General features: G+C 47.6%; 15 protein-coding genes, 1 tRNA gene and 1 riboswitch. Of the genes, 7 read left to right on the forward strand and 9 right to left on the reverse strand.

The window, feature by feature from the left end:
• Positions 1-548 precede the first annotated feature (548 nt).
• Positions 549-2,822, forward strand: coding sequence for a type V CRISPR-associated protein Cas12k (cas12k, locus tag NDA01_RS24955; protein ID WP_348230114.1), 2,274 nt, complete (start codon positions 549-551; stop codon positions 2,820-2,822).
• A gap of 1,188 nt (positions 2,823-4,010) precedes the next feature.
• On the opposite strand, the gene NDA01_RS24960 is transcribed toward cas12k, so the two are convergent.
• Positions 4,011-4,083: transfer RNA gene (locus NDA01_RS24960), tRNA-Ala, on the reverse strand.
• Between the two features lie 200 nt (positions 4,084-4,283).
• Between NDA01_RS24960 and NDA01_RS24965 the strand changes: the two genes are divergently transcribed.
• From NDA01_RS24965 to NDA01_RS24990, 6 genes are all read left to right on the forward strand, one after another.
• Positions 4,284-5,378 (forward strand): RuBisCO accumulation factor 1, encoded by a 1,095-nt coding sequence (locus tag NDA01_RS24965; protein WP_348230115.1) that lies wholly within the window; start codon positions 4,284-4,286, stop codon positions 5,376-5,378.
• Between the two features lie 102 nt (positions 5,379-5,480).
• Positions 5,481-5,568: riboswitch (Glutamine riboswitch) on the forward strand.
• A 35-nt stretch (positions 5,569-5,603) separates the two neighbouring features.
• Positions 5,604-6,062, forward strand: a complete 459-nt coding sequence (gene gifA, locus NDA01_RS24970) for a glutamine synthetase inactivation factor IF7A (protein WP_348230116.1) — start codon at positions 5,604-5,606, stop codon at positions 6,060-6,062.
• Between the two features lie 120 nt (positions 6,063-6,182).
• Complete coding sequence (gene codA / locus NDA01_RS24975) at positions 6,183-7,445, forward strand: cytosine deaminase (RefSeq protein WP_348230117.1); 1,263 nt, start codon at positions 6,183-6,185, stop codon at positions 7,443-7,445.
• A 128-nt stretch (positions 7,446-7,573) separates the two neighbouring features.
• On the forward strand, positions 7,574-9,097 hold the full coding sequence (locus NDA01_RS24980; RefSeq protein ID WP_431193515.1) for a hydroxysqualene dehydroxylase: 1,524 nt from the start codon (positions 7,574-7,576) through the stop codon (positions 9,095-9,097).
• Positions 9,098-9,263: 166 nt separating this feature from the next.
• Positions 9,264-10,241, forward strand: coding sequence for a pentapeptide repeat-containing protein (locus NDA01_RS24985; protein WP_348230118.1), 978 nt, complete (start codon positions 9,264-9,266; stop codon positions 10,239-10,241).
• Positions 10,242-10,320: 79 nt separating this feature from the next.
• Positions 10,321-11,448, forward strand: a complete 1,128-nt coding sequence (locus NDA01_RS24990) for a serpin family protein (RefSeq protein WP_348230119.1) — start codon at positions 10,321-10,323, stop codon at positions 11,446-11,448.
• Positions 11,449-11,503: 55 nt separating this feature from the next.
• Here NDA01_RS24990 and NDA01_RS24995 read toward each other — a convergent pair whose 3' ends face one another.
• From NDA01_RS24995 to NDA01_RS25025, 8 genes are all read right to left on the reverse strand, one after another.
• Positions 11,504-11,728 (reverse strand): hypothetical protein, encoded by a 225-nt coding sequence (locus NDA01_RS24995; protein WP_348230120.1) that lies wholly within the window; start codon positions 11,726-11,728, stop codon positions 11,504-11,506.
• A 48-nt stretch (positions 11,729-11,776) separates the two neighbouring features.
• The gene (locus NDA01_RS25000; protein ID WP_348230121.1) at positions 11,777-12,556 is read right to left on the reverse strand and encodes an EcsC family protein; all 780 of its coding nucleotides are present in this window, start codon (positions 12,554-12,556) and stop codon (positions 11,777-11,779) included.
• 148 nt (positions 12,557-12,704) lie between these two features.
• Entirely contained in the window at positions 12,705-13,163 is a 459-nt protein-coding gene (locus tag NDA01_RS25005) for a phosphatase domain-containing protein (protein WP_348230122.1), read from the reverse strand.
• A 106-nt stretch (positions 13,164-13,269) separates the two neighbouring features.
• Positions 13,270-13,509 carry a hypothetical protein gene (locus NDA01_RS25010; RefSeq protein ID WP_431193516.1) on the reverse strand — a complete coding sequence of 80 codons (240 nt, stop codon included), beginning with the start codon at positions 13,507-13,509 and terminating at the stop codon, positions 13,270-13,272.
• A gap of 89 nt (positions 13,510-13,598) precedes the next feature.
• Entirely contained in the window at positions 13,599-13,940 is a 342-nt protein-coding gene (locus tag NDA01_RS31990) for a helix-turn-helix domain-containing protein (protein ID WP_431193519.1), read from the reverse strand.
• Positions 13,906-14,103, reverse strand: coding sequence for a hypothetical protein (locus NDA01_RS25015; protein WP_348230123.1), 198 nt, complete (start codon positions 14,101-14,103; stop codon positions 13,906-13,908). The genes NDA01_RS31990 and NDA01_RS25015 overlap by 35 nt, the downstream gene beginning before the upstream one ends.
• Positions 14,104-14,124: 21 nt before the next feature.
• Positions 14,125-14,496: a hypothetical protein gene (locus NDA01_RS25020; RefSeq protein ID WP_348230124.1), complete on the reverse strand. Its 372-nt coding sequence runs from the start codon at positions 14,494-14,496 to the stop codon at positions 14,125-14,127.
• A 498-nt stretch (positions 14,497-14,994) separates the two neighbouring features.
• The gene (locus NDA01_RS25025; protein ID WP_190549950.1) at positions 14,995-15,765 is read right to left on the reverse strand and encodes a hypothetical protein; all 771 of its coding nucleotides are present in this window, start codon (positions 15,763-15,765) and stop codon (positions 14,995-14,997) included.
• Positions 15,766-15,842 lie beyond the last annotated feature (77 nt).

The raw sequence follows: 15,842 nt of genomic DNA on the forward strand, positions 1-15,842 counted from the left end.
TCACGAAGGCATGATCTATGTCGTCATGATTCGATTGATGCTGCGGCGATTAACTAAGAACCGACGGAGATGGAAATCAAGCAGTGCTTAATGACCTTTTACAAACACTTTCTTAAACACTCATAGTAAAAGTGTAATCTAGCAAAAAACTGATTTCCTTGAGAAGAATTCACAAAAAACACACGAATTTAAATTTTTAAGACTAGATATCACAAAGAAGTTTCTTGATTTTTACTGCCTTTTATTAAAGTTTTTCCTAATACCTTACTTTGGAAAATATAGAATTTTGCTTCGGATTAGGATTAAGCGTAAGCCGCTTAGGCTAGGAGCTATAGCCACTAAAGCTTTAATTTTAAGAAAAATTAAGCTCAGCGGGAACTATTGCAAGGCTATGAAATCTCTGCTATCAATTAGCTAAACAAATCGTCCCGATTCATAAGACGTTTTTCTGATTCTGCTTTTGACACTCTTCAGTATTTTTGTTTTGTGATTGCTTCATTGCAGCCACTCTAATTGTTCGACGATGTTACAGGCTTGGGTATCAGCTCATGAGTATAGTAACAATTCAATATCGTCTCAACACCGATGAGGAAACACGTCGTCACTTGTGGGAGCTAATGGTTGGAAAGAATACTCCTTTGGTCGATGAACTCAGTAAGCAGGTGAGAGAATGTCCTGAGTTTGAGACATGGCAGCATACAGGGAACATCACTCAAAAAAAGGTTGAGGAGATATGTAAGCTTCTTAAGATCGATCCACGATTTACAGGACAACCAGGCCGATTCATTACGTCAGCTTGCTTAATGACAACATACATTTATGAGTCTTGGCTAGCTCTACAGAAAATACGCTTCACGAAGCTAGCTGGAAAGAAGCACTGGTTAGGTCTTATAGAGGAAGATGTAGAACTAGCCAAGATAAGCGATTTCAGCCTGAATACAGTCTGCATAAAAGCTAGTGAAATTCTAGCCCAAGCACTCTCTCAGCTTGCAGGGAATAAGGCACAGGGTGAGGCGGCAGGCAAAAGAGCTAAATCTCGAAAGAGACCAAAGATTGATAAAAATCTGCTGGATACCCTGTTCAAGTTATATGAGGCAACCGAAGATTGCCTAGACCGTCGAGCTATCATTCATTTGCTGAGGAATGGTTGTCAGGTCAATGAACAGGAGGAAGATCCAGAATCCTCTGCTCTCTATCTTAGGAAGAAACAAATAGAAGTGGAGCGCCTTGAAAGGCAACTTCAGGGCAAGCTGCCACAACCGCGAGATCCAACAGGTGTTGAGACACTAAAAAGCTTGGAGGAAGCAAAAGAGCTTCCTAAACATAAGAATCTTACTAGTCTTCGACTCCTGGTTTGTGCGTTCATCAGAAATTGCTATGACATGGCAAGAAATACTCAGCACAAGACAGAGTATGTTGATTTAAGCATTCTCTTAATAAGGGGCTGCTATATCGAGATCCAAAGAGGAGAAGCTGAATTTGAGGCTTGGCGACAAGAATTAATACCTCGGCTAAGCAATCTTGCAAAAATTCCAAAATCATTGCCCTATCCAATTATTTTTGGAAGTGGTGATGATCTTACTTGGTTATTCAAGGCTAAACAGAATACAGCTATTCCACAACCTGTTGATCAAAGTGGCATGAGTCCAATGGTATCCACGCCGCTTCGCCGTTCTAAGAAACGGAGAAAACGAAAGAAGGTTGTGAAGCAGAGTGAGCGGATATTTGTAGGCTTTAACGGCTTGGGCAGATGTAAACTTGAAATTCACTGTGATCGCCGTCAGCTACCATTGTTGCGGCAGGTTGCTCAAGAGTATCAGATCAATAAAGCTCTACCGGACACCGAGAAATATTCAGCGGGGCTGTCTCCCTTGCGTTCCGCCTCTCTTATGTGGAAAGAAGACAAACGGAAATTCGGTAAACGAGTATCCCGTGAAGCAGAAAAACCGTGGAATACTCATCGGCTATTTTTACACTGCTCTATTGAGACTCGATTACTAAGTAGCGAAGGAACTGAGGAGGTAAGACAAGAGAAAATAGTTGGTGCGCGGCAAAAACTAGAACATTCAAGAAACAAAACTGAGCTAACAAAGCAGTCAGAAAGCCGACTAAAGGCTAATCAAACAGAATTAGAGCGGTTATCTAGAGCTTCTCCACCTCGTCCTAGTAAACCCGTATACCAAGGGCAACCCAATATCCTAGTTGGTGTGAGCTTCAGCCGTCGCCTACCTGTTGCAGTAGCAATTGTTGACGCAAGTAGGGGAGAAGTGATCAGATACCAGAGTGTACGGCAACTTTTAACAGATCGCAGCGTGCAGGCTCCTAAAGGTAAGCAAACTACTAAACAACTACGGCTGAAGGAGTACAGATTGCTAAATCGCTTACACGGACAACATAAGAAAACTCGCAACAAAGGAAAGAACCAGCAAATTTCTCAGCAGTCTCAGTCTAATCTGGGCCAGTATCTAGATCGGCTGATAGCAGCCAGAATTGTAGAACTTGCTTTAGAGTGGAAGGCTGGCAGTATTGTTTTACCCAAGATAGGAGATGTGAGAGAAAGTGTGGAAAGTGAAATTCGGGCCATTGCAGAACACAAATATCCTGGTAATAAAACCAGCCAAAACAAATATGCAAAACAATTTCGTGCTAGCTTCCATCGTTGGAGCTATAGCAGATTAGCGCAAAGTATTCAAGGCTGTGCCTCTCGCACAGGTATTCCAGTTGAGTTTGGCTACCAACCTGCTCAAGGGACATTGCAGCATAAAGCTTACGAGCTAGCTCTTTCCGCTTATCACACTCGTCAAACATTTAAAACTAGCTGAGCTTCGCTATAGGCGAAGATAGCATACTAATTAGCGCGCAGTTTATGCTCCTCGGAGCCACTGTACTGTTATAAATGGGGTCAGTTTAATTGCTTTCCGGCCCTGGTATCCTGTCCACCTCGTCTGCAAGTGAGTACCTTTTTAGGTAGCTATCTTAAAGACACGATGCGGGTGCGCTTCCTAGCATCAGGGGTAACTCTTACAGACTGGTTAGCTTACAGACTAGTTAGCCAAGTCTACTCTAGAGTACGACACTATGTCGGGGCAGCTACCACATCCAGTACTTTGTATTGGATGAACGCCCCGAACAAGGGTTGAGCCCTCCTACTTACTCTTTTGGCAAACCAAAGCAGGGGCAAAATCCCTAAGAGGTTCGCCAAAACTCTGAATCCTTTGTCTAGGCTAAATTTGATGAGATTTTTGTATTTCTTGCTGAAGAAGCAACAACCTCTTTTTCTACTATTTGTTGAGGTTTGCCAAAATACCTTAATCAACTCAATCTAGATAAGGGTTTAAGCAGCCGGGGTTGCATCTTGACTCCAGCACCTAGGTGGGTTGAAAGATTACCCAATCTGGTTTAGTGGGTGCCCCTGGCATGGTTGCATCTTGACTCCAGCACCTATTAACCCGGCAATGTAAGTCCCAAAAGGGAATCTAGCGTTTTCAATGGTTACAGCCTAGAAAATGCAAGATCAATGATTGCCGGTTTAATAGGTGGGTTGAAAGGACGCACTCCTTACAGGAGCGAGGTGCTTATTCTAAAGTTGCGTTTGGACTCTGGAATAAGCACCTAGGTGGGTTGAAAGCTGCAATGCTACCTGCTTGATATCGGCGAGCTAACTGGTTGCATCTGGATTCCAATTTCTAGGTAGATAGGCTGAAAGAATTCAGTGGTCAGTTTCCACTTAACTATAGCGAAAGTTGCATCTGCATTCTCGCCCCTAAGTGGACTGAAAGATTTATAAGTAGGTTGGGTTGAAAGGCGCACTTCAATGGTATGGCACTAGTGTTGAAGCTAATCTTTCCAGAAATATTCTCTGACAAGAGCTATGAAAAACTGCTTGCTTTACTAGGTATTATAGGCAATCGCCCAATACAATGGCTGGAGCCACTGAAAAACCGTGGTATACAAATATTCTCTGACAAGAGCTATGAAAAACTGACAAATAGCTCTAAAAAGTACACCTATGGAGCTAAGCGGATTCGAACCGCTGACCCCTTCAATGCCATTGAAGTGCGCTACCAACTGCGCTATAGCCCCTTATATTTCGCGTTTACAATCATGCCTTAGATTGTAGAGATTCGTCAAGTCAATCTAAAAAATTTTTGAAACCCTGATGCTTGCGAGGCACGGCAGAGATAGATTTCTAAGGCAAGATGCCCCAGTAGTATAGAAATCGTGAAGGGCTTAGAATTAAAGACTGCTTGCTGTTCTTTAGTGATCTGCTGCCTACCTCAACCATGACTGAAACTTCCTCAAATGCTTTCAACCCAAATTTTCAAGATCCCCAAGCTGCTCTGGATACAGACACCTTATTGCGATCGCTGCGTCGCAAAGAAGGATCTTGGGTAAAGTGGGGTCAAGCTTGCCAGCAGTTGCAAAAAGCAGGCTTCAACCCCCAAAAGATCTTTGAGGAAACAGGATTTGAGCCGATTCAGCAAAATCAAGTCATTGTAGGGTCGCAGGTTTTCACCTCGATGGTGAATGCGGGAGTCTCGGAGGCAACCCGACAACACTTTGAGCGTAAAGGCAGCGATATACTGTACGAGTTTCGCATTCTGAACCAGGCAGAGCGAGCCGCAGCAGCAGACTTTGTGGTTGAGAAGAGCATTGATCTTGATGATTCGCATGATTTAGCCAAAGCGATGAAAGATTTGTCTCCTCGGAGCACTCCACCGGAGGGTTTTACCAAGCATCCGGGAGATGCGATCGCCTACCAGTGCTGGAAGTTAGCTCGACAACACAGCGACTTGCAAGACCGTTCGCGCTTAATTGCCAAGGGATTGCGGTTTGTCAGCAGCGTCGCAGCGCGGCAAAAACTAGAACAGTTATTGACCGATTTCAGCATCACTTCCTCTCGTTCTGCTCCTCGTTTACCGATTTATCGGTTAGAAAACGAAGAAGAACTGCCACGGGTACTGCCTGTTGTGGGTAAATTGCCCTTGAGCCTAGCCGATTTGCAAGCAGTGCCGCTAACCGAGGAGGTTGGAGCCTTTCGTATGGTGCAATTTTCTGGGACTGGGGCTTGGGTTCCGGTTCCAGGCTGGAAAGTGCTCTTAGGTGCAGAAGATCCAGTGGTCTTGCTATGTGACAGCAATCATTTACCTGCTCCGCTGCCGGGTCAGCCAGAAGAGATTTTAGTGGTGGTAGACCGAGCCCAGCGCCAATGGAATGCCAACAGCTATTTCGTGGTGGCTCAAGACCAGCAGCTAGAGTTGCAATGGTTCGACGAGGCTCCTAGCTTGTCCCTCTTAGGTCAAGTGATTCTAGTAGTGCGTCCGAAGCGAATTATCGATGAAGACTTGACGAAGGATGCTTGGCAGATTGATGAATAGCTTGAATGCGATAGTTGTCAGAAAACCCTGAAGAAATATCCGCCTCTAGTTGGAGCAAGTTTCGCTTAAAAGTGTCAAAATAGATACAGAAGTGAAAACGAAATCGTTCATTTCTTTGGATGAGTTTAGTAATTGACGACTAAAAGCAGCCAAGAAACGGAAGTAGGGAGTGATCCCGAAGGAACGCGCCTCATATCACTACAGTTCTAATTTGAGGCGAAAATCATGCAATTGACCTATCGTGGCAGCAAATACGAATCCAATACTCCTGCTGTTGAAACTACTGCTGGAGAGACCGGAAAGTATCGGGGTTTGGATTGGCGCTTTCGTAACTTCAAAAAAGCACCCGTTCAACAAGCGAGCTTAGACTTGAAATACCGTGGTGTGGCTTATCGCACAAGCGATCGCCCAGATGTGAATGAGACAGTAGCCAATGAAACGGCTGTGGTCGCAGCACCTCTGGCTGAATCTGTTAAAGCGACTGGCTTATCGACTGAGAATAGAGCCCGCACCCGAATGACGCAGCAACATCATCTGATCAAGAATCGCCAGCAAACTCTACTGAGTCGCTCTGCGGCTGAAGCGGGGTTCACGCATCTAAGCGATTATTGGAATCACATTCAAGGTGACATTCATCCGACATTTCGGCGCAATTACGAGCGCAGTCATGTGGCTCTCAGCTAATTAATCCCGATTAATCGGTAAAACTTAATCTCGATGCCCCTGCAATGCGGGGGTATTTTTTTGGGGTTAATTTCTGCTAATACAGTGAGGAAACTGCTTCTACTTAGGCAGAATTGCTTTATGTCCTCACAGCCTTACGATTTAATTCTGCGTCATTGTCGTCTATTGCGATCGCCAAATGTTCTAGAGTCTGTGGATGTTGGCATCCAAGCAGGCAAGATTATGGCGATTGCACCTCACTTGGAGGCTACAGCCCAGCAAGAACTGGATGTGCAGGGGCAGTTGGTGAGTCCTCCTTTTGTAGAATCCCATATCCATCTAGATTCAGCTCTGACGGCAGGAGACCCCCGCTGGAATGAAAGTGGCACATTGTTTGAGGGAATTGAAATTTGGCGCGATCGCAAGCAAAGTTTGACCTTAGAGGATGTGAAACAACGAGCGATCGCCACCCTAAAGCAACAAGCAATGCAAGGTGTGTTGTTTGTTCGTAGTCATGCCGATGTCAGCGAAACGAATTTAACGGCGTTGCAAGCTTTACTGGCGGTGCGGGAGGAAGTGCAGGATTGGATCACGCTGCAAGTTGTGGCGTTTCCGCAGGATGGCATTTACGGCAACCCTCAGAATCAGGCGTTGATGGAGGAAGCCCTGAAACTCGGTGTAGATGTAGTGGGCGGGATTCCCCATTATGAACTGACGCGAGAAGATGGGGTGCGATCGGTACAACAGGTGTTTGAGTGGGCACAGCAGTACAATCGCTTGATTGACATACATTGTGATGAGATTGATGATGATCAGTCACGGTTTTTGGAAGTTGTGGCGGCATACGCGATTCGCACTGGGTTGGGGCCACGAGTAACAGCCAGCCATACCACGGCCTTTGGGTCTTATAACAATGCCTATGCTTACAAGCTGATGGGGTTTCTTCAGCGGGCACAGCTTAATTTTATTGCCAATCCGTTGATTAACATCACGCTGCAAGGCAGGACAGATACTTACCCAAAACGGCGTGGGGTGACTAGGGTGAAAGAGTTGTGGCAGCAAGGATTGAATGTGAGTTTGGGCCATGATTGTGTGCAAGACCCTTGGTACAGCTTAGGCACAGGCAACATGCTGGATGTGGCGTTTATGGCAGTGCATGTCTGCCAAATGACAGGGATGGGAGAGATTGATGCCTGCTATGACATGGTGACTTGGCAGGGAGCCAAAACGCTGGATTTGGGAGATCAGTATGGAGTGGAGGTGGGAAAGCCTGCGAATCTAATTGTATTGGCGGCCAGCGATCGCTATGATGCAATTCGCCGTCGAGCCTCGGTACGATATGTGATTTCGCAGGGACGCTTGTTGGCGGCGATGGAGCCCACCCAGATGATTTGGCATAGATAACATCTTTGTTTTTTGTTTGTGTACCTTACAAGCCAGAGGCTGTGAGTTCTCTGGCGTCAATTTGACTCGCTTCTGCCCCTGGGGCAAAGTAAAGCCAGCGAAAAGATGCCATCCTGAAAAAAGATGTTGTGAAGAATGTAAAAGTGATGGACGAGCGATCGCCACGGATAGTCATTGTGGGGGCTGGTTGGGCTGGTTTAGGGGCAGCTCACCATTTGGCGAAGCAAGGCTATGATGTAACGCTGTTGGAGGCAGGTGCTTATCCAGGTGGGTTGGTAGCAGGCTGGAAAACGCCGGGTGGTCGCTCCATCGAGGCTGGAATTCATGGCTTCTGGTATCCTTATCGCAATATTTTTTCTTTGGTAGATCAACTGGGACTAAAGCCTTTCACTCCCTGGACTCGGTCTTCGCAATATTCCCCCGTGGGGCTAGAGGTGGAGTCACCGATTTTTCAAGATCTGCCGCGTCTACCCACACCGCTTGGTACGTTTCTCTACACGCAGTTCAAGCGCTTACCCTTGCGCGATCGCCTCTCGGCTTTGCCGCTACTGTATGCGTTGATAGATTTTGACAACTCCGATGCTGCATGGCGACGCTACGATTCTGTGACAGCGCGAGAACTCTTCAAGGATTTTGGGGTTTCTGCTCGACTCTACCGGGAATCCTTTGAACCGATGTTGCTGGTGGGCCTATTTGCGCCGGGAGAGCAATGTTCGGCAGCGGCAGCGTTGGGCATGCTTTATTACTTCATCTTGGCCCACCAACCCGATTTCGATGTGGTTTGGTGTCGGGGCACTGTGGGTGAGATGATCTTCCGGCCTTGGGTGCAGCAGATTGAGCAAGCGGGCGGCAAAGTGCTGACGCAACGCCGAGTTAGCAATGTGCGCTTAGATAGTCGAGGCCAAGCCACAGGTGTAGTTTGTGGAGATGAAGTGTTTGATGCCGATGCGGTGATCTTCGCCGTGGGGGTAACTGGGATGCAGAAAATTGTCAGTGGCAGCCCCACGCTCCGCAACCGTCGAGAGTTCCGCGATTTGATGAACCTGAGCGCGATTGATGTCATGGCGACTCGCTTATGGTTCGATCGCAAAATTGAGATTCCTCGACCCTCCAATGCTTGCTTCGGCTTCCAAGCCACCACGGGCTGGACGTTCTTTGACCTGAATGCGCTCCACGATGAGTTCCGAGACGAGCCAGGAACCGTGGTGGAAGCAGATTTTTACCACGCCAACCAATTCCTGCCCTTGAGTGACACAGAGATTGTGCCCTTAGTACAGCGCGACTTAGCTACCTGCATTCCCGCCTTCCACGAAGCCAAGGTGATTGACAGCGGGGTGGTACGGCTGCCTAGAGCGGTGACTCACTTTGCGCCTGGCAGCTACCGCTACCTGTTGCCAGCAGAAACCAGTATCAGCAACCTGTTTATGAGCGGTGACTGGGTGGTAACCCGCCACGGCTCCTGGTCTCAAGAGAAGGCCTATGTGACAGGATTAGAAGCGGCCAACTTAGCGATCGCCCAACTCGAACGAGGCACACCCGCCACAATTTTGCCTGTAGAACCTGATGAACCTCATATTCAGACCATGCGATCGCTAAATCAATCTCTCCGGAATTGGGGACAAAGTATCTTGCCTAACTTCTGGTTGCCCTAAGTAACTGGTGCCACAAAACGCCAACATTGTTAAATCACCCTCGTCGAAGCAGGGAGTGGGCAATTCCTCCGCGATAGAATGGACAGACAAAACCGTGCAGCCTGCCACAGTCTGAAGGTCATTGCCCATTTGGGTAGGCGGCACAATTGGTTGCCTGAGGTAGTGGATGGTACGGATCAACGAGCTCAATCGATGCTACAGAGTCCTGGGACTAAAACCAGGCGCATCTCTGGATGAAATCAACCAAGCTTACAAAGACTTGGCTCGACAGTGGCATCCCGATCGCGTGCCCCAAGATGATTCTGAACGGCAGCACGAAGCTCACGAAAAACTCAAAGAAATCAATGAGGCGCGAGACCTCTTACGGTCTTGCCATGCCAAAGCCGGAGCCAAACGAAACCAAACTGCCAGTAAAAGTACTGCCAGTAAAAGTACCGCCAGCAAAAGTACTCCCCCCACTCCACCACCTGCCCCACCTCCACCACCAAAAGCCACCCCACCTAAGGCTACTTATCACCCCCCTAGGGCTACTTACCAAACCCCCACTGCGGCTCAACCCCCTAAACCTGCGGCTCAGCCACCTAAGCCTGCTGCTTACCCGCTGCACCCTTACTTGCGATCGTCCTACTACGCGGCTTACGAAACTCAAACTTCTCCTGCACCAGAACCTAAATCTCCCTACCCTCAGCCTCAAGCATCTGACTATCCTGCCTACCCAACCCAAACACCCACCCATCAAGTCCCCAAATATCAAACGCCTCAAGTTCCTAAATATCGAGGCCCTGACCTGAGTGGCAGTGATTTCCAGGGGGCAAACCTCAAAGAAAAAGACTATGCCAATCGCAACTTAAGCGATGCCAATTTAAGCAACGCTGACCTCAGCGACGCTTTTCTGCACAACGTCAACCTCAGCCACGCCAAACTATTCCGCGCCAAACTATTCCGCGCCAATTTATTGCAAGCTGATTTAAGTTATGCCGACCTGAGAGAAGCCAACTTAATGGGGGCTGATTTGAGTGGGGCTAATTTGAGTGGCGCTGATCTCACTGGTGCCCGGGTTGGGATCAATAATCGTTTGATGGTTAAGCTGACGGGAGCTAATCTATCCGGGACTATCATGCCCGATGGCACTATTCACTCATAGTTTGTCTAGGAGGCAGAAATGTTTGGCAGGGCGAGCTGAGCAGCGATCGCGTTCCTAATTTGTTTAATCACGACATTCCATGAAAACCGCTACCGATAAATTGATCGCCGCTAATAATCAATTCGGTTTCAAGCTTTTTTCGGAACTGCTCAAGCAACAGCCTAACCAAAATATTTTTGTCTCTCCACTCAGCATTTCGATCGCGCTTTCTATGCTCTACAACGGCGCTGTCGGCCAAACCCAAGCAGAAATGGCGATCGCCTTGGGCTTGCAGAATATGAGCGTCCAGGAGGTGAATCAAGCCAATGCTGAGCTTATTAAGCAGTTGGAAAGCTTGCCAGATGTGCGAGTGGCGATCGCAAATTCACTTTGGGCGGCACCAAATCTACGCTTTCGGTCTGAATTTTTACAGCGAGTTCAAGAGTTTTATCAAGCAGAAGTGCAGAATTTGGACTTTAGTCGTCCTGACGCAGCAACAACGATTAATCAATGGACAAATGATCAAACACATGGCAAGATTCAGCAAATTGTGCAGCAGCTTAGGCCAGCCACAATTCTAGTTTTACTTAACGCCATCTACTTCAAAGGTAACTGGAGCGATCGCTTTGACCCAACGCAAACCCAGCCAGGGACGTTTACTCTTCTAGATAGCAGTCCAAAGCAAGTTCCCATGATGAGGCAGTTTAATGAATACTGCTGTTACCAATGTGAAGATTTTCAAGCAGTCAGAATTCCCTTTAAAGACAAACGCCTCAGTCTAGATATCTTTTTACCTTCTTCTCTGGCTCAGGTGAACAGTTTTTATGAGAGCTTGAAGTCGGGGAGTGGGTCTAAATGGCTCAATCAGTTTCTGCCAAAGTCTATCACTCAACGTTTGATCAACCTTACGATGCCTAGCTTTCAGCTAGAGTATGAAACGAAATCCGCACTGAAGCAGGCTCTAGTGAGCTTAGGTATGAAGCAAGCCTTTGATGAAGCAGCTAATTTCTCGCAACTCTGCAAGGACAGCGCTGCTATTAGCCAAATTACTCACAAGACTTTTTTTGAAGTCAACGAAGTAGGAGCGGAAGCGGCGGCTGTAACTGCGATCGAGATGGAAAGAGGTTTACCTCCTACTTTGACCATCGACCGCCCGTTCTTCTGTGCTATTCGAGATCAGCAAACTGGAGCAATTTTATTTATGGGTGTCATTGTCGATCCTGCGTAGGCCCAGGAGTAGCGGTGTATGGCAGCGAGCTTACTCTACCGCCTGGGAACACCCATTACCTTACCTCAAGCTGATCTGGAGCCAAGGTTTGCAATAAACTATCTAATTTTTCTTCTGGGCAATACTCAATCAACGATTCAAATGCTTCTAGCAACTTAGCCGCACTATCCCCCAGAAGCGGACTCAACCCCCAAACATCCTGTACCCAGTCTTGAGGCAAGGTATCCTCAAAAATGAGCTGTTCTAAGAGCTGTTTGGCTTCTGGCTTAGAGATAGACATAAAATTCTTGGCGGTCAGTAGAACACTACGTTGACTTTAGCGATCGCGCTAACGATTCGCAACACTCATTTCTGGCTGGGTTGCCGCTTGGCGCTTGACTTCGTAGAAACGGCAAGCGAGCTGACCTAAAGTGTAGAGCAAAGCAGCATCACTCGATGCTCCCACTACAGGCCCAATCAGAGGCAAGATTTCCACAAAGCTCAGGCCTAGCTTTAAGACACCAGAGCCACCTACTGACAAACCGAAAATCCCTAGCACTTCACCGCGTCGAGTCGGATCGGTGAGCGGAAAGCCATAAACTGCTGCGATGCGATAAATCATCTCGGCTTGAAGGGCGGTGACTGCCGCTATATCCACCGCAAACAGAGCTAGCGCCAAGGGAGGGATAAAATTGGTCAGTAGGCCAATGCCGCCTGCCTTCAGCGAAGTATCCGAAATAATCCGCTGAGCCAATTGTTCTGGCGTTTCTAAGGGATAAGTTTGCCGCAGTTGGTCTACTTCCCGTTGCGCCTTTTGCACATCTACTTGACCGAGCGCCGCCATCAGTAAATTAATTCCGGGAACCTTGGCCGCAAATTTCACCAATGGATTCTCGGCAATGGGAGTGACGAATTTGCCCACAGTTTCGGTGGTTTGCTCTAGCGATCGCTGCACAGATGGACCAATCGTTTCACCAATCGCTGCCGTAGTCGTGCTGACATTTCCCGTTGTGGCTTGCAAGACTTCGGTTGCTGCTTGCGCCATCCGAGTGGCTGTGGCGATCGCGTCCTGCATCGGATCAGAGGTGGAGTCTGCCCGTTTGGAACTCTCTTTATCTGCTACTGCCATAGGTACCCGGAACTATATTGTTCTACTACTGACTAAGTTCTACGGTAGCGATCGCCACAGCTTGATGGCCTCTATCTCCTGATAGTGATTGTGCCCTGTTATGGGCTGATTTGCTGATTTGTAGAGCAAGCGGCAATGAAGCAATTGCTTAAAAATTCCCTTCCGCAACTTGCAGACAAGTGAGTCCTTGGCTTCTCCACATCTTCACTACCTGATCGCGATCATCAAGCACAAAGAAGACATTATAGCGACCTTGAATGAATTGTTCGTAGATCTCCTTTTTGACGATAAAGTCTGGTCTAGAATCTTCCGTTCTTCTCATCCAGAGCGCATCATATTCCACTTCATGATCGGCTAACCAGGCTTCGGTTTCTGGTTTGTACTCAGCAGGCCGCCCAGAAACCAACAGAATGGCAAATCCTCTCTCTTTGTACATCTGAACAATATCTCGACAAAACTCATGAGCTAAGTCTTTCCCTAAAGCTCGATAAAAAGCTTTCCAGTTCTTGGGTCGGGAGCGCATGTAGTGTTGTCGATGGTAGATATTGCAGAGCGTGCCATCTAAGTCACAGATGAGTGCTTTAGGCAGAGGTTTGTCGGAGGTCATGGCACAAATAGCTGGGCTGGAGCACAGCTTGTAAATATGCCACCTTACACAACGACTTCTCTAAATTGCGCCTAGCGTCAGATAGACTCTCAAAACAGGCCCAAGGTTATGAACTGATCGATTGGCAGCGTGGCTCCAACGCCTGCCAGAGCGTGGTCAGTGTCCCAAGCAAAAAGATAGCAGTCGCTACAGGGCGGCGGAAGGGGTTTTGGAACTTGTTGACGTTCTCAATAAAGGGAATCAACATGAGTCCCAAAGGAATTGAGGCATTGAGCAGTATACCCAGGAGTTTGTTGGGGACAATGCGGAAAATTTGAAACGTGGGATAGAGATACCACTCTGGCAAAATTTCTAAAGGAGTGGCGAAGTTTAGCGATCGCCTTGTCGTTCTGTCTGGCTAATTCTTCCAAAACTGTTCTAATCTTCCGAAGACTTTTAGCTATGGCTCCGATAAGCTGTGGGGGTCAACCCAGTTTGCTCCCGGAATACTTTAGTAAAGTGACTTTGGCTCTTGAAACCAAGCTGTGGCAAGATTTCTAAAATTGTTAGTTCCTGCTTGGCTAGCAACCATTTAGCATGTTCAATCCGGCATTGTGTCACGAACTGATGCGGCGCCAAGCCCGTGGATTGCTTGAATAAAGTGGCGAAGTAATGCGGACTCATTTGCACGATCGCAGCAATTTCCGCTAATCGTAAGTCTTGGTCTAAATGACCGTGAATATAGGTAATCGCTTGGTTGAGCTTATGAGGTGGTAAGCCACCTGTATATTCTCTCAGGAGCGATCGCTGGGTAGAGTATCGCTGGAACTAGATGGGCTGAGAGTGCTGTCGCCATAGCATCGGCATAGAGGCGGCTATCTGTGCCACTAGATTCCAACTCGGTTTTGAGTGTGAGGCCAATTTGTTGAATCAAAGGGTCGCGAATTTTATGTTGGGGCATGATGGCAACTGAGCCTGTTCTCTAGGGATGTAGCAGCGACCTAAGCAACAAGGTGAGGCTCTGATAAAGCTGAATAAACTCAGCTCCGCGATCGCAGCGAGTTTGAGGATGAGACTGATTCGCTGGAAAGATACCGATATCACCAGGTCTATATCGCTCTAGTTGCCAACGGCTCCCGCGCTTCAGCTCTACCTCAAACTGCCCCATGCAAATCGTAATGACGTGCTGGGCAAAATAGCAATCAGGCAGTTCATGGGCCGACAGGTGATGGTGCGCCAAGTGAATGCCTTGCCAACCAGCAACCACGCTAGAACAAAGTGGGGCACTGACGAGCAATTGCTGCCACACTCCTGATTGGGTTAAATCTACATGGGGCAGTTGGGCCTCTAACATCTCAGTATCAATTTTGGATCGCAGTTCCTAGCTTACTGAGTTGTAGCAACCTACTTAGTAGGTGATGAATATAGGTGATGAATGGCAGCAAGTCACTGACTGCCTAACCGCCTGACTGTACGGCAGGGTTGCGAATACTTGAGGTAGGAACATCTGGGGAAGACGACAATCCCCAAGTAATTAAACCTGCGCTGGCAAAAAGGGTAGCTACCACAAAGACGATAGGACCCCATGAAATTCCTTGTCTAGGCATAAAATTTGATGGTTATCCTGAACTCCACCCGTAATTATGCTTAGCCTTTTTTAGACGGATGCAATTTTTGTCTAGACCTTGTTCTAATCTTGTTATTTGCCAGAGTTTCTTAAAAGTAGCTTAAAAAATTGTCTGAATTCGCAAATCTCTTCCTTAAGGTCAACGACAGACATTAAACATGCTAAAAATACACTTACTAGGAAGTCCACAATCCCCATCTGTAAGCATTTAGCGGGTCTAGCGAGCTATAAAGCCAACAGTAGAGCTGAATAACCGGCGGCTCCTACTAAAAAAGCCCAAAAGCGGCTTTCCCTGTCGTCTGGCAGTTCTTCCTTCAACACATTCAGCACAATACCACCTGCTAAGAAGGCAAACAAAACCGCGATCGCCGCTTGAGGCACTTGAGTACCGCTGCCAATCACCCACCCAGCCATCACAGAGGCGGCCAATATCCAACGGCCCACTTGGTCATAGTACTTCTTGTGATGCTCACGCAGGCCATAGTCATTAACCACAAAATGCAAGGCCATAGCCACTGCAAAAAGTAGCAAACTGGCAAACCCAGGTTCTTCTCGATGCAGCAAAAGATAACCAATCAAGGCATTGTAAAGGGCAAACGACCCCATATGCAGCCAGAAGACACCTGTTTCCGTCACATCTCCTTGGCCTGATTCGCGATTGCGCCGTCGTGAAATTTTTGCAGTTCGCTCTAATCCATAGAAAACTGCTAACCCTACCAACGCTACCAAATAGACATGATGCTCCAGAAACGTCCATCCTTTACCCCAGGTTTCGCGGAGAGTTTCTTGAGCTGCACTCAGATCTGGCAGCACATGGACAAAGACATAGGCCACCGACACACCACTGCCAAACGACAACCAACGGCTACGAGGAACAGCCTGAAGGAAACGTAGGTTGCTAGAGAAAAGGTGCACTAGAACCAGTGCTACAGCCGACAGACCTGATACCAGGGTGAGATTAAACGGTGCAGCCACTATAGGTTCGGTAGGAGACATTAGCTCAGCGCCCCTCTTATGCTACTTGCTACAACGATCTCATGATCCCTGAAATAGGTTGTAACTTAATACACTTC

The organism is Trichocoleus desertorum AS-A10 (assembly GCF_039962155.1).
Taxonomy (GTDB): domain Bacteria; phylum Cyanobacteriota; class Cyanobacteriia; order FACHB-46; family FACHB-46; genus Trichocoleus.

Bases quoted from the DNA above. Each gene is read 5' to 3' on its own strand.
- cas12k (WP_348230114.1), top strand. From the start codon at position 549: ATGAGTATAGTAACAATTCAATATCGTCTCAACACCGATGAGGAAACA.
- NDA01_RS24965 (WP_348230115.1), top strand. From the start codon at position 4,284: ATGACTGAAACTTCCTCAAATGCTTTCAACCCAAATTTTCAAGATCCC.
- gifA (WP_348230116.1), top strand. From the start codon at position 5,604: ATGCAATTGACCTATCGTGGCAGCAAATACGAATCCAATACTCCTGCT.
- codA (WP_348230117.1), top strand. From the start codon at position 6,183: ATGTCCTCACAGCCTTACGATTTAATTCTGCGTCATTGTCGTCTATTG.
- NDA01_RS24985 (WP_348230118.1), top strand. From the start codon at position 9,264: ATGGTACGGATCAACGAGCTCAATCGATGCTACAGAGTCCTGGGACTA.
- NDA01_RS24990 (WP_348230119.1), top strand. From the start codon at position 10,321: ATGAAAACCGCTACCGATAAATTGATCGCCGCTAATAATCAATTCGGT.
- NDA01_RS24995 (WP_348230120.1), bottom strand. From the start codon at position 11,728: ATGTCTATCTCTAAGCCAGAAGCCAAACAGCTCTTAGAACAGCTCATT.
- NDA01_RS25000 (WP_348230121.1), bottom strand. From the start codon at position 12,556: ATGGCAGTAGCAGATAAAGAGAGTTCCAAACGGGCAGACTCCACCTCT.
- NDA01_RS25005 (WP_348230122.1), bottom strand. From the start codon at position 13,163: ATGACCTCCGACAAACCTCTGCCTAAAGCACTCATCTGTGACTTAGAT.
- NDA01_RS25015 (WP_348230123.1), bottom strand. From the start codon at position 14,103: ATGCCCCAACATAAAATTCGCGACCCTTTGATTCAACAAATTGGCCTC.
- NDA01_RS25020 (WP_348230124.1), bottom strand. From the start codon at position 14,496: ATGTTAGAGGCCCAACTGCCCCATGTAGATTTAACCCAATCAGGAGTG.
- NDA01_RS25025 (WP_190549950.1), bottom strand. From the start codon at position 15,765: ATGTCTCCTACCGAACCTATAGTGGCTGCACCGTTTAATCTCACCCTG.